Source organism: Methanolacinia paynteri, assembly GCF_000784355.1.
Taxonomy (GTDB): Archaea; Halobacteriota; Methanomicrobia; order Methanomicrobiales; family Methanomicrobiaceae; genus Methanolacinia; species Methanolacinia paynteri.
This window is the reverse complement of sequence record NZ_AXDV01000013.1, coordinates 1-14,065: the sequence shown is the minus strand read 5'-3', so window position 1 is coordinate 14,065 and position 14,065 is coordinate 1. Positions and strand designations below refer to the sequence as shown.

The 14,065-nt window shown below is 49.0% G+C and carries 14 protein-coding genes; all 14 read right to left on the bottom strand.

Annotated elements, in window-relative coordinates; genetic code table 11:
• Positions 1-28: 28 nt before the first annotated feature.
• Positions 29-1,564 carry a transporter substrate-binding domain-containing protein gene (locus tag METPAY_RS01115; RefSeq protein WP_245611490.1) on the bottom strand — a complete coding sequence of 512 codons (1,536 nt, stop codon included), beginning with the start codon at positions 1,562-1,564 and terminating at the stop codon, positions 29-31.
• Positions 1,565-1,893: 329 nt separating this feature from the next.
• Complete coding sequence (locus METPAY_RS01110) at positions 1,894-2,274, bottom strand: response regulator (RefSeq protein ID WP_048148381.1); 381 nt, start codon at positions 2,272-2,274, stop codon at positions 1,894-1,896.
• A gap of 101 nt (positions 2,275-2,375) precedes the next feature.
• A complete protein-coding gene (locus METPAY_RS01105) occupies positions 2,376-3,059 on the bottom strand; it encodes a PEGA domain-containing protein (RefSeq protein WP_048148378.1) in 684 nt (227 codons plus the stop codon).
• Positions 3,060-3,265: 206 nt separating this feature from the next.
• Positions 3,266-6,451: a hypothetical protein gene (locus tag METPAY_RS01100; protein ID WP_048148377.1), complete on the bottom strand. Its 3,186-nt coding sequence runs from the start codon at positions 6,449-6,451 to the stop codon at positions 3,266-3,268.
• Entirely contained in the window at positions 6,448-7,494 is a 1,047-nt protein-coding gene (locus METPAY_RS01095; protein ID WP_048148375.1) for a hypothetical protein, read from the bottom strand. The genes METPAY_RS01100 and METPAY_RS01095 overlap by 4 nt, the downstream gene beginning before the upstream one ends.
• 208 nt (positions 7,495-7,702) lie before the next feature.
• Entirely contained in the window at positions 7,703-8,014 is a 312-nt protein-coding gene (gene rpl12p / locus METPAY_RS01090; RefSeq protein ID WP_048148373.1) for a 50S ribosomal protein P1, read from the bottom strand.
• Positions 8,015-8,035: 21 nt separating this feature from the next.
• On the bottom strand, positions 8,036-8,884 hold the full coding sequence (locus tag METPAY_RS01085) for a 50S ribosomal protein L10 (protein WP_048148372.1): 849 nt from the start codon (positions 8,882-8,884) through the stop codon (positions 8,036-8,038).
• Entirely contained in the window at positions 8,884-9,528 is a 645-nt protein-coding gene (locus tag METPAY_RS01080) for a 50S ribosomal protein L1 (protein ID WP_013330052.1), read from the bottom strand. The genes METPAY_RS01085 and METPAY_RS01080 overlap by 1 nt, the downstream gene beginning before the upstream one ends.
• A 59-nt stretch (positions 9,529-9,587) precedes the next feature.
• Positions 9,588-10,061, bottom strand: coding sequence for a 50S ribosomal protein L11 (locus tag METPAY_RS01075; protein ID WP_013330053.1), 474 nt, complete (start codon positions 10,059-10,061; stop codon positions 9,588-9,590).
• A 113-nt stretch (positions 10,062-10,174) separates the two neighbouring features.
• Positions 10,175-10,651 carry a transcription elongation factor Spt5 gene (locus METPAY_RS01070; protein ID WP_048148370.1) on the bottom strand — a complete coding sequence of 159 codons (477 nt, stop codon included), beginning with the start codon at positions 10,649-10,651 and terminating at the stop codon, positions 10,175-10,177.
• Positions 10,652-10,675: 24 nt separating this feature from the next.
• A complete protein-coding gene (locus METPAY_RS01065; RefSeq protein ID WP_048148369.1) occupies positions 10,676-10,852 on the bottom strand; it encodes a protein translocase SEC61 complex subunit gamma in 177 nt (58 codons plus the stop codon).
• A 9-nt stretch (positions 10,853-10,861) separates the two neighbouring features.
• Complete coding sequence (ftsZ, locus tag METPAY_RS01060) at positions 10,862-11,974, bottom strand: cell division protein FtsZ (protein WP_048148410.1); 1,113 nt, start codon at positions 11,972-11,974, stop codon at positions 10,862-10,864.
• A complete protein-coding gene (locus tag METPAY_RS01055) occupies positions 11,974-13,299 on the bottom strand; it encodes a D-aminoacyl-tRNA deacylase (RefSeq protein WP_048148408.1) in 1,326 nt (441 codons plus the stop codon). The genes ftsZ and METPAY_RS01055 overlap by 1 nt, the downstream gene beginning before the upstream one ends.
• A 5-nt stretch (positions 13,300-13,304) precedes the next feature.
• Entirely contained in the window at positions 13,305-13,751 is a 447-nt protein-coding gene (locus METPAY_RS01050; RefSeq protein ID WP_048148367.1) for a TIGR00725 family protein, read from the bottom strand.
• Positions 13,752-14,065 lie beyond the last annotated feature (314 nt).

Below are 14,065 nucleotides of genomic sequence, written 5' to 3'. Positions count from 1 at the left end.
TTATTTTAGGACCAGTCCAAATTTATATTCATTTTTTTTCGGATAATTCGTCTTTTTCGTTAATTTCCATGTGCTTTTTGAGGAATTCTCTTATCTTTGCCGATTCGATCCAGCTGCGATCAAGCCTGCTGATTATCTCGTCGATCCTTCTAACCTGATCAAGGATAATATTCCTGGAATCTTTCGTCTCCATATCCGTCACTCCGGCGATCACGGTAAGAGGATTGCGAATCTCATCATTAAGAGTTGCGAGCTGTATCAGGTTCATCTCGATTTTTTTCAGGGCTTCGGCCTCGCGTTCACCAAATTCTCTCTCTTTCGTGATGTCACGCGCGAGCTGGAGGACATATTCTCCGCCGCCATAAGTAAGACGGCGTGCCTTGACATGTACAGGGAATACGGATCTGTCTTTTCTCACATGCTCCGCATAGTACGATATCTCATTCTTTTCTTTGGTAAGTTTTTCAACCAGGGTTTCACAATCGTAGGAGAGCATCCGGGTAATATCGAAGAGATTCTTCCCCATCATTTCTTCACGGGTATAACCCAGGCGGCGGCAGGCCGTATCGTTTACCTCGATTATCCTGCCGCTTTTTTTGACAGGATCATATTCACAGAGAAATACTCCCTCATTTAAAGAATTAAACAGGACTTCATACTTATCTTTGCTCTCCTGCAACGCCTTTTTGACTCTTTCCTGTTTTACCAGTTCATCCTCCAGTTCTGACGAGGTCTTAGTCAGTTTTCTTCTCAGGGAAACAGACCAGATCAATGCTATGGCGAGGAGGATAATAACAGGCAGAAGAATGAAAATTACAATATTTATCAGTGTAAGAAAGAATTCCCTCTCTTCAAAAACACCGAACCATTTTTTGTAGATCTCATCGTACTTTCCATTGTTCCTGATTATTACTAGGCCTTCATTTATTACGGGAAGGAGGTTGCTTGCATTTGCAGAAGCGGCAACACAGTATTCCCTTATCTCCAGGGGAGGACCCGCCGTGATGATTCCTGCAATTCCGTACTGCATAATCAGGTGCTCCCCGTGCAGCTTCGAAAGGAGGGCTGCGTCGTATTTTCCCGAGGCAAGAAGTAAAAGTGCCTCGGACTGGTTGTGCGTGGTAATTATCGTATTCGAACTGTCGAGCCCCAGGGCGTAGTCATGCATGATGTCCCCTTCTTCGACGACAATCTCCTTTCCCTTCAGGTCTTCAGGGCCGCTTATATCCGAACCTTCCCTTACGAATATTGCATGCGAGACGGAGATGTATGGTTCTGAAAAATTGACCACCTCATCCCGCTCTTCGGAGTAGAACATACCGCTTATGAAGTCGATTTTGCCGCTTTCGAGATCGTTCCTCACTTCATGCCAGGGGCCGGGCTGTACGCTGATATTGAGCGACATTTCCTCGGCGACTGCATTCATTATGTCTATATTGAAACCTGCGGCACGGCCGTTATAATCTATATACTCATAGGGGGGGAAATATTCGTCAGCGCCGACCACCAGAACCTGATCTTCAGAATAAGCGGCATATCCCGGCGATATTATTAAATTAAGCATTATAACCAAAATTAGCAGGGAGCCAACAAGTCGCCTGAAGGCTGTTGATAAACGGGGATCCATAATTGACCTCTTTATTGACATTCTGTAGGAACAGGTATTCTATCGGCTCTTTTCCAGGATTTTATCTTGTATGAAAAGATGTATATATATGTTTTTAAAGCGGTAAATTTGATAATCACCATCAGATTCATCAATTGCAAAAAAGGAAGAAATTCCAGCCTGGTGAAATAAAGAATTCAAATAGATAGTATCTTTTTTATGTTGCAATCAGCCTGTAAAGAGATATATAAGGCATCACGAATTCCAAAAAAATTAAAGATCTTATGTTATTTTTTCCTGGCTTCTTCAATGGCTTTATCGATATCGGCTGCCCGAAACGGTTTTTTTAGTGAAGCTGAAAATCCATACAAAGACGGATTTTCCATCGCTCCTTCTACAGAATCACCGCTGGATATGATTACCTTCAGACCGGGATTTGTCTCTTTCATCGGTCCGACAAGTTCCCTGGCACCACGATCTCCAGGTACGGATACATCGAGTATTGCCACAGTATAAGGGACGCCTGCTTCCGATTCCTGCCTGAGGCTTTCAAGGGCCTTCGTTCCGCTGGAAAAGCAGGAGACTTCATTCCCCTTTCTCCTTAAAAACAAAGACATAATCTCAAGTATTGGCTTTTCATCATCCAATATGAGAATTTTTTCAGGCATATTGCGCACTCCGGAAAGACTGTTAAGGCACAGAATGAATTGTTATCAGTAGTGTAGCCTGTAAAGGTTAAGAATATTTCTTTTTTAAAAAATGGATAATTTTAGTTCTTTTTTGCAATTAAAGCAAATCCTACAAGACCTGCAATCAATGCCCCTATCACTGCGAATACTGAAACCGGACTTCCCTGCGTGGCTGTGGGCTGTGATGCGACAAGCGTGGCATAGAGTTTATCGGTCTCTCCTGCTGCAGGATACTCGGAGATCTGGGCTGTAAATGATGTATAGCCGGACTTGCTGACTGTATATGTCGTATAGGGTGTTCCGGTCGTATAGACCTCTACTGTAAGTTCACCATTCGCAGTCTGGCCCTTGTAGTCGGAGTTGAAGTAGACATCTGCTCCGTCAACATTGCAGTAGACTGTATAGTAACCGACATCCCCACCGATTAACGTAGGTACTACTGTGACCGGATTGATTGTGGCATACACATTCATGGATTCTCCCATTCCGGGATTTGTATCCAGCTCTTCAGACCATGTAGAGTATCCTGATTTTTCAACACTTATTGAATGATAGGGCGTACCTGTCGAATAGACTGCCTGGGTATAGATCCCGTTAACAATCTCTCCCTTGTATTGACCATCGAAATACACAGATGCTCCGTCAACGTTACAATAGACATTAATCCATCCCTGATCTCCGCCGATTGTTTCAGCAGATACCGAAAGAGGCAGTAATGCAGCAAGTATCGAAACGGCTGCGATTAAAACGAACATTTTCTTCATAAAACACACTTCCATTTGTTACAAATATCAAATGAGCGGTAAATATTAAAATATTATCCTATTTGTTCGTTAAAACAGGCAGATAACTGCCAGGCATGACATACTCAAAGACACCAGTCGTACCAACAAATAACCCTGCGGAGGTTACAAAAGCGATGACAGCAGGGATGGATAACAATACGTTTGAACAAAAAATAAAAAAAGGATTATCCTATCTTTTGGTTGCTAGACGGGTTCATGTAGAACGGATCGCGGGGATCGCTTGCAGGACCCGGTTCTGCTGTCGGGAACGGGAACGACTCATAGAGGGATGTGAAGATATACTCGAATATCTTGTCTGCCGCTTTGATCGGGTCCACGACAATATACCAGTCGACACTGCGGTCTGAATCAGATTCACCTATCTTTACTTTGACGAAGACTCCCTCGGCTGCAATCTTTCCTGCCGTCTGTGTCACATAGGATGCGCCAAGGCCGAAAATCTCCTCGACATATTTCTTGAGTGCCGTTCCGGCCGTTGCGTCGTCGGTAAGCGAATTTACACCCGGTACCGACAATCTGCCCTCGGGCATCATCTCTTCGAGCATCCTGACAGTCGAAGATTTGAGAAGTTTCGATATGCCGGAGTTCGGATCGTCGAGCTTTCCTTTCAGGAAGCTTCCGAATTTATTCTTGAAGAATTCAAGAGATATATCGGAGAATGCCGAGATAAATGCATTATACCAGTTGCGCTTTCCGTTCTCGTCAAGGTCGAACGTGTAGTGGCGTATCAGGTTGAACATACACAGGCCCGCGATAACGTATGCAAGTTTCTTCGGGCTGGCCTTCCCGATATCTTCGAAGCATGACTTCACATAGTTCTCTATCATCTCAGATATGTGCTGCCCTGATTTTATCTCGTTCCAGTCAACAGGATATCCCATAAAGAGATCTGACGACAGTTCACCGACAATCTCGACAGAAAGCTCCTTCGCCGGGGTAAGGATCGCCTCTGCAGCAGGGCCGAAATAGATCGTCGCAAGGTATGAGAACGCCTGATCTCCAAACCATTTTACAACAGTCAGGTAGTTTATCCAGTCGTTCATCGAATCGGCTGTCTGCATGAAGTCAGCGGACTCCTGTGTATAGTAGACGATCGAATCATAGACGATCTTCTTGCTGATCAGGCGGATCTGGGCGGCCGAAAGACTGCCTGCGTTCTCTCTCAGGAAACGTGCGACCTCCGGACTCATTCCGAACTTCTGAACCCTCGTCTTCAGGAGTTCGAGTTCCCTTTCCCGGTCGCTTCTTACGCCGAGTTTGTCGCCTATAAGCCTTACAGGGAGATTGAGTTCGTATGTCTCGTTGGCGTACTCACAGGATATCGGAAGGGTAAGGTAATACGGGTCGTTGTCGGGCTCGCCTACCTGCTGTGAGGGCATAAATTTGTACGCCTTATTCGTATTGTCGGGCCTCTTTTCGATCTCGTACCTGAACTTCGAGGTCAGGACGCCGGTTTTCTGGTCCGTTCCTTTAAGGCTGCTGAATTCAGGGGCATAATCCGTCCCTTCGACAAGCTTTACTACCTCTTTGCCATTCTCGGTTACTCTTACGGCAAGGTTAACGAAGAAGTCTGTCTCCATGACATCGTCCTCTTCGGTGTTGGTATCGTCGTATGCCGCAAACTGTGCATGCCCTTCCTTGTCGTACACCACACCGGTGACACTGAGGCCCTCGGGATATAAGTACAAGGTAAAACTGTCCTCGACGATCTTATCTTCTGAGGTTGTCGTCTTAACCCATACAGGAAAACTCCTGACCTGTGCGTCTTTTTCGGGAAGAGGGCTGTTGTTGACAACCTTTACTATGTAGCGGTTATCGCCGGCCGCTGCTTTGTCTGCTTTTCCGACTGAACATGAAACAGGCGCCTCATCCGATTTGCTGACTGTGATCTCCTTTGGTGGCTCCAGGAAGTTTACGAGCTCCACTTCGACATCATAGGTCAGGCCGTCGCCGTAGAATACATTCAGCCGCATATCCAGTGCATCGCCCTGTTCGGGGAACTCAATCCGTGGCTTTCCGATTATCCTGAAACGGATGTTGTTTGTAAACGACCCGCCCTTTCCGGTATAGGATACCCTGACTACACCCTCTTCGGCAGCCTCATCTTCGGCCGCCGAGATTAAAGCGGCCATGTACCCGCCCGAGAGTGCCTGGTCGCCGACAACAAGACCGCCGCCTGACGACATCGTAATCGACGACGAGAGGTCTTCCCTTTCGATCTCGTTTCCTTCCGCGGTCGTCTCAATTATTGCTGCATAGAGCGTCTCGGGATCGGCACCGCATTTTACATAGTCCCCGAAATCCTTCCGGATTCTCATCCTGTACGTGCTTGTACGTCCGCTCTCAAGGACACCTTCGCTGGAAGCCGCCGAAGCGCCGGCAAGTGCGGCGCCTGTTGCAAGAATCCCCATTACTATTACAAGCGGAATCCCGTAATCAGTATCTCCCGGGCCGCCTGCAAGTGTGTTTATCGAGAACGCACCCGCCCCGTAGCCGCCAAAGACCTCATCATAATTACCGACGATAAGTTTCGCCTTTGCATTCGCCGCGTCATCGATTACCGAATCGAGGAAGGTCATCGCATTTGCAAGAGCACGATCCATCTCCGATATTGCGGAGTTGATCTGGCTCTCCGAGGGGTAAGGGTAGCTGGACAGTTTTCTCCCGAGAGTATGCGTGAGGCTGAAGCTTCCGTCTATTTTGAAATACGCAAACCCTGAACCTTCGGGATAAAAGTCCTCCCTGATGACATAATAGACAAAACGGTTGCTCCTGTGGTTGTCGGTGTTTATGCCGCCCGCCTTCCAGTTGGAATCGTCAACAACTTCAAGAACACCTACAACACGGTGACCGTTTACGGTCGTATCGATATACTCGATATTCGCACTGGAGCCTTCGACCTCTTTTTGAAGCTCGCCTTTAAGGTAGGAAACAAATTCATCTATTGTCTGGGACTTGCGGTTGATGCCGAAATCGGTCAGCATATAATAGCTGCCCGTGACCTCTCCGGTTCCGGTGTATTCATCGACAGAGGGATTGCCGTATGTATAGCTGGATATCTCCACTGGAAGGGTGGATACATCCACGCGAAGTGATTCAGGCTCCACCTTGCCAAGATTTCCCACTATCAGGAGGGTGTCCTCAGTTGCGAGGAGATCGCCGGTCCCTTTTTTATAAACATTAATGGGCATCTCGACGACATACTCGTCCCCCTCCATGCTGTGGATGTACTTTTCACCAAGAACATAGTCGTAACTACCGGTATCCGTAAGTGAATAGCTCGCAGATGCAATACCGGCGAGCAGGAAAAAGGCCAGTGCGAATATCAGGACTTTAGTTGTCCGGTTCATGCAGATGCACCTTCCTTTCTTCCCGAGGAATACACAAGCCCGGCTCCTGCCAGCAGTATGACGACTCCAGCGATATAGCAGATGTAGCCCCCGAGTATTCCTCCAAGAAGGGACAGGACTGCCCCAAGTCCGAATCCTGCCGCCCATCCGGCCATAATTTTTGTAACAAAACCGGTATCAGCACGTCCGTCCTTTGCAAACAGGGAGGCAAAGATCTTCCTGATACAGCCCTTTCCCGAAGAAAGGGACCGGGCGGCAACTATGAATGCCACAACTCCCACCATGCAGTTGAATACACTCGACGTCCCTGCAAGGAAGTTGTAGATCACGAGAGCCGATCCCACACCGATCAGCAGGGGAGCAATGGAGACCGAATCCCATTTTTTCCCGGAGATATTCGCCTTAAATGAGCGGAGAGACGAGACAGTGCTTTTGGAGGTGATCCTTCCTGCGATCACGAGAGTTACGAAATAGGCGATCAGACCTTTCCCGATAATTCCCCCGATAAATCCGAGCCCTCCCCCTGTAAGTCCGCCCTGGGCGAACGTCAGGAACGAAAGGAACTGAACGGGCAGGGGATTTATTCCGATCGCCGGAAGCAGGCTTATTATCAGCCATACAATCCCCATTGCTCCGGCAATTGTCAGCAGTTTTTTATCACGCAGACCGGACTTGAAGCAGTCTGCAATATTCCTCCCGCATCCGTTGATAATCTCATCAGTCGAATGCCTGATCTCTTCTTCACCTGTATCATCCGCTCTTCTTTCTTCCCGATCTTCCGCTCCGCCTGAAGTGGAGAGGACCAGTTCACCGGGGAGAAGACATTCACCAGTCTCTTTTGGGGCTTGCGAATTGCCGTCGAAAGATCCTGTCTTATTCCCGCCGGGGTCCGGACCTGACGCCGGTTTATCCCGCATATCACTAATTGCTGATGAAATGCCGGATGATGCGGATTTTTTCACAACAGTCGCCTTTTCGACGGCCTGAGACGTGGCATCCCTGCATTTCGACAGAATTTCATCTGCTTTACCTTTAGCTACCATTAAATGTACACACCAGGATTCATTGATATTTTTAGAAATCAAACGAAATTTTATAAATCAGACCAGATATTTTGAGTATTTACGGCACTAATCCCCGACCGCAAACATTAGAAATTCAGATTTTAAGATAATAAAAATTCTGTTTTAATTATCAGGGTAATACGCCGAATTGCGTACTGAGCTAAAGAATACTAAGTAAAAAAAGAATTTAGCCGAAGAGTGCTCCGAGACCGGCCATTCCGCCTTCCTCGTCAGCTTTCTCTTCTTCCTCTGCTGCCTCTTCCTGAGCAGGTGCTGCTTCTGCTGCGGGTGCTGCCGCTACAGGTGCTGCTGCTACTGCTGCTACTGCGGATTTCTCGATTGCCTCTGCAATGTCAACTCCGTCAAGAGCTGCGATAAGAGCTTTGACCCTGCTGTCGTCGACTGCTATACCTGCGGCTGTCAGAACTGCTGAGACAGCCTCTTCATTAATTTCCTTTCCTGCGCTGTGCAGAATAAGTGCTGCGTAGATGTACTCCATTTTTTTCACCTTTTATTTATTTTATTCAACAATTGCCCTGAGTGCAAGCATCTCTCTCTGTGCACGTCCGATGATCATTTCGACAACGTCCTTTTCATAGACCGCTGCCTCTACTCCGAGGTTTCTGGCCTCGCGGACAGCCTTTCCTATGATTGCGCCGGCTGTTGTCTTGGTCGGATATGCTGCATTAACAGACAGGTTGAATGCCTGCTGAGCTGCAAGGACAACATTGTTGAAGTACTTGTTCTCATCAATGTCCAGTGTTTTCGGCTCAAAGAATGTGCCTTCATAACACGCGATTTGGAGGTTCAAACCGACGTCGATAGGTCTGACGTCGAGTTTTGCGAGAACATCCGCCATCTTGGCGCTGATCTCTTCACCCGCCTTTACCACAGTTTTGTTTTCACGAATGACGACCTTTCCGCTTTCGATAGCTGCAGGGATTCCTGCCTGCTGAAGCTGACCGACGATTGGTCCGGGCGGAAACGCTGTCGGTCCCTTGGATACGGAAATATCCTCCGGTGCGATGTCGCCGGGCTTTGCAACCATCTTGGTCATGGTCTCCTTAAGCTTCTTGTAAAGCTTGAAGGGGTTTTCATTCGTGTAGATCAAAGCACTCTGGCCGTCGATATATGAGTTGATTTCCGAAATGTCTCCGCCGAGCTGGCTGAATGCATGCTCAATAAGAGTATTTCTCGTCATCTTCAGGACTGCCGAGCCTCTCAGGTCGCGGCGCATCTCCTGCAGCTGTTTTGCGGGAATACCGTGAAGGTCTACAAGACCTGTCAGTTTATACTGCTCAGAGAGTTCTTTGATCTTTCCAACTTCATCCTTTTTCCACTGCGGAAGGTGTGTCGTATATAACGGCATTATATCAACCTCACTGCAGGGCCCATGGATGTCTTTACATAAACCGAGCGTACGTTCATAGATCCACTCGCAAGACTGGACTCAACCTTCTTCATGATAGCGTCAATGTTTTCTGCAACGTCCTCGGGACTCATGCCGGTCGAACCGACTCTGACATGGAATGTCATTTTGTCCTTTGTACGGAATTTGACAGAATTGCGAAGACGCTCAACGATTGGTCCGACATCCATTCCCGGGGGGACGGGCTGTGGCATTTTACCGCGGGGACCAAGTCTTGTACCGAGATAACGTCCTACAAGCGGCATTACTGCTGTTTCTGCAAGGAAGAAGTTGTACTCTTCAGCCATTTTCCTTGCTTCACGCGGCTCGCCGCCGAGACGCTCTATCTCTTCTGGTCCAATGATGAGATCTACACTTGCAGCCTTTGCCTGAGTGGTGATATCTCCTTTTCCGAGAACGGCAATCTTTACAGTCTTGCCTGTTCCCTTAGGCAGAATCATTGTCTCATCAATACGGTTTTTCGGTTGCGCCATATCGAGATTCTTCAGGTTGATGGATATCTCCATACTCTCCTGAAAATTCCTCTTTGGCGCCTTCTCTACGGCCTCGTTTACGGCCTTAAGAATCTGGACCCTTTCTACCAAATTAATACCTCCATAGTTCAACGACCCTTACGGATCTTCTATGGGTTTTCATAGTCTGTTCAATTTAGCTGGCCGTCGTATTCGCCTGCATCGATGAGGGCAAACATATCCTTCGGATTTTTGCCGTCTACTGTGACTCCGACGCTTACACATGTGCCAACAACTTCCTTTACGGCGTTTTTGACATCATATGAAAGCATGTCGTCCAGTTTCATGCGGGCAATGCGAACAGCAGCTTCAAACGGCAAGTCTCCCACTTTGTTTGTGTTGGGTTCGCCTGAACCCTTCTCAAGTCCGCACTCCGAGATTACGAGTGCTGCTGCGGGTGGGACACCCACGGATATTGTGAAGTTCTTCTTGTCGTCGACCTGAACTTTAACAGGAACCTGCATTCCGTTAAATTCCCTGGTCTTGTTGTTGATCTCGTCAACAACTGCCTTCACATTGATTCCGAGAGGGCCCAGTGCGGGTCCCAAGGGGGGACCGGCTGTAGCTTTGCCGCCGGGTACCAAAACCTCGACTACTTCTCCCATTGTAATATCACCTTTGCCGACAGGCGGCGTTTACCGTCTGCCAAAGCTTGGGTCTGTACAGGTTGGTCTTTAAGTAATTTAAAGTTATCAATTGGAAAGATAAAAAAGAAAATTTAGTCTTCTGCCATCTTGTCGATCACACGGACATTGTCCCCGCGGACAGTGATCGGGATCGGAACCATACTCTCGTAGAGTTCGACCGTGATCTCCTCTTTGGAGGTGTCGACACGCTTGACGATCGCCTTCTCGCCCTTGAACGGTCCGGCGATGAGCTCGACGATCGTACCTTCGTCAATTCCGCTGACTACCGGTTTCGGCTCGAGGAAATGCTCGACCTCGTGGAAGGAGGTCTCGCCCTTCACCACCGTACGGGCGTTCGGAACCATCTCCCTGAGCTGCTCGATCCTTGCTATTGGATCGGGGCTTTCTACGAGAACGTATCCCTTGAGCTCGTCGGGAGCCATGACCGCGACTACATTGATCTCGTCGTGGTCCTCCAGAGCCTTGACTATATTGTCGACAACCGTCCGCTCCTGTTTTGCGGTCGTTTTTATCGCATATATCTTGTTTTTTACAGCTTCTTCGGTCATTTTCCTAAACCCTGAAAAATGAAATTACGAGAAGAATGGATTCATGATTATATATATGATGAAACCAATCAGACCGATTAATAGTATTCCTGCTGCCGCAACAAGGGCGATCTTCTGGAACTCGTCCCTGCCCGGAGTTCTTGCGAGCTTTAGAACGCGCCAGTATTTCTTAAACAGTTCTTCATCGAATTTAAATGCCATTTTTACTCTTCACCTGAGAAAGTCAATATCATATTCACGGCGGGGCTGCCCGGATTGTGTACCGGAATCTTCACCGCGCCCGTAGATCTGCGGGGAATTTACCCCCGTTACGACGAGCATGGTGCGCATCTTGTGGTGCATCTCCGGATCGACCTGGGCACCCCAGATAATACGCGCATCGGGATCAATCCTCTCGTATACCTCCTGGACTACTCCTTCGGCCTCCTCCATCGTCATATCCGGACCTCCGACGACATTGACGAGAGCGGCCGACGCATTGGATATATCCACATCCAGGAGCGGAGAACGGAGTGCTTTCTTGACCGAATCCGCGGCTTTATCCTCACTGTCACTCTCACCCATGCCGATCATTGCAACGCCGCCACGCTCCATGACGGTCCTGACATCTGCGAAGTCGAGGTTGACGAGCCCCGGCTGTGTGATAAGTTCCGTTATACCTTTGACGGCACGCATCAAAACTTCATCGGATACTTTGAAGGCCGCGTGCAGTGGAAGGCGGGGTACGACTTCAAGCAGGCGGTCGTTCGGAACGACGATCACGGTGTCCGCAACATCGCGAAGCCTCTCGAGTCCGGCTTCCGCGTTCTCCATACGGATTGCGCCTTCAGCCGTAAACGGAAGTGTAACGATCGCAATTGTAAGCGCTCCCTGTTCGCGTGCGGCGTTTGCGATGACGGGTGCAGACCCGGTACCTGTTCCGCCGCCGAGACCTGCAGTGATAAAGACCATATCGCTGTTGGAGAGAACACCGCGGATCTCCTCCTCGTTTTCAAGTGCCGCCTCTTCGCCAACCTGGGGAACCGAACCTGCACCGAAACCCTTTGTCCGCTGTCTTCCGATGAGAATTCTCTTGTCGGCCTTTGTTCTTATCAGATGCTGGGCATCCGTATTTACGGCGAGTAGGGTTGCTCCGTCGATTCCCTCTTCCGCCATCCTTGTAACGGTATTCGAACCTCCGCCACCGCATCCCACGACAGTAATTTCAGTCCTTAGAGAGCGGAGGATCTCTTCGAGCTCCTCGTCATTATCCTGAGGGCGGTCAACAATCATCTCTGCGTCCTCGTTTGCTCGGCTGAGCGCTTCTTCAACAATTGATTTCATCATAGATATCCTTCCAACCCGGGTATTCTGAGGATCTTCTCCTCAACTGTAAGAACCATGGACGGGCTGATCTTTCTGCCGTCGACCTCCACTTCCCTGCCTGAAGCAAGCTCTCCAAGCAGGGGACCTTTTTTAATCCCCAGTTCTGCAGCCTTACGGGGATCAAGACGCGTCTTTTTCAGGGTCAGGAGATCGCCTTCCACGGTCGTACCTCTTCCTTTGCGTAAGATTTTAACACACAAAGTAATTAAAGCATTTATCAGTTGTAATCTATTTTCCTTATACGAGATAAAAATTGGCTGAAAATTTCCGTCGGCGGAGTAGATGCATACCACCGGCATTTTATCGATATTATTGAAGAAATCCTTTTTATCGGCCTTAATTGCCTCCTGGATCAGCTCCCCGTCAACCTGAAATGGTTCGGGAACTCCTTTTCCCTTAAGATTCCGGACTTCCACGTGACAGCCGGGAACCGCTGCTTCGGCGATCTTCCTTATTTCAAGATATGTATTCCATTCAAGGCCGGAAATTGAGCGGAGTTCCCCCTCGGACAGTACCGGAAGTCCTGTTTCGGAGATCAGCTCCTCGATCTTTCTGACATCCTCTCCTTTCAGCGCCTTTTTATCGATGTACGCGGCATCTGCGGATGTCTTTTCAATCATCTGTGCAACCATCGCACGATCGATCAGGGGAACATTTCTCGTGTGTGCGATGTGACCGAAGGCAGCATCAGAATTCAGTGCAGTTTCGGTCTCCCTTGCCGCATAATGATTGCCGCCGAACCCGACGATCCTGATCCCGCTTACACTCCCGGCGGAGAGAACTTCAAGGAGAGATGATGCAACAGCCCGTGCGGCATTCTCATCGCACCACTCTTTTTCGGTACTGCCGATCTCGACGAAGAATGAAGGAGTATTTAGATTGGTCGGGCCGTGGTGCGTCACCTCGTATGAAACCCTGTATTCCGCGGGGGTTCTTTTATTCAGCTCGTTTAATACTGCATGCATCCAGTCAGGTGCTGCCGCGGCGAGCGACCGGGGTTCTCCGCCGAGTGCGGCATCACCATAGTTTCCGGTCACGTGAACTGTCAGAGCGGGAAAGGGATTTTTGCTCGTATGCCGGGATATGAAAATTATCAGGTCGGCACCGGTTCGTTCATCAAGATTGTTCTCGTAGATCAGCCGATCTTTCGTCTCGAAGAAGCGGAGTGTGTGGCCGCCGTACACAATATCTTCAGACCCATCGGTGTCAAGCATCGATAAAAGCGACTTCCTTATCGCCGTTCCTGCCGGATCGAGCGAAGAGCTGACTATCGCAATAAGCATCTGCATCACATTCTGTTTTCAGCGGCTAAAACAGCTTTGGAAACCGCTTCATCAGGAGTTTTGCACATTTCAACTCCGGGGATGTCCCACGTTTCAAGACCGAAGACGGGGATCTCCATCTTCAGGGCCATCGCAATCTCGGACAATGTGCCATATGAACCGCCAACAGCAATTACTGCATCAGAAGAGCCGACTACAAGTGCATTTCTGGCGATCCCGAGGTTAGACTTCACAACCGCACCAAGATACAGATTCCCCGATGAACTGTCGGGCAGTATTCCAAGTGTCATCCCCCCTTCTCCATTAGCACCGCGGCATGCTGACTCCATAACACCGCCTCTTCCGCCGCACACGAGAACAGCACCGCTCTTAGCGATGAGCCGTCCCGTCTCTTCCGCAACGGAGTCAAGGGTTTTGTCGCATTCCGATGCGCCAATCACTCCGATCTGCATGTAACAAAGATATGCTCCCTCAATATTATTGAGTTTTTTAGTGTTTTCTGTGGTTTGAAATCGGGCTTAAGCCCCTACGGGGCAGCCCAAGCTCAGTTCGCTGCGCGAACTTTCGCAATGGCGATAACCCGGCCTGGACGCTACCCGTCCGGGTAGCCTCGGCCGGGAGAGATTAACTTTATCGAACACGACCCAGCACTTTGGAGTTTTGAGATCGAAGACATACTTTCATGGAGCACTCGGGGATGCTTGTCCATCCCCGAGTGCGACCTATCGCAACGGGGGGAGGGTTATAGGGAGGGGGATCTCCCCCT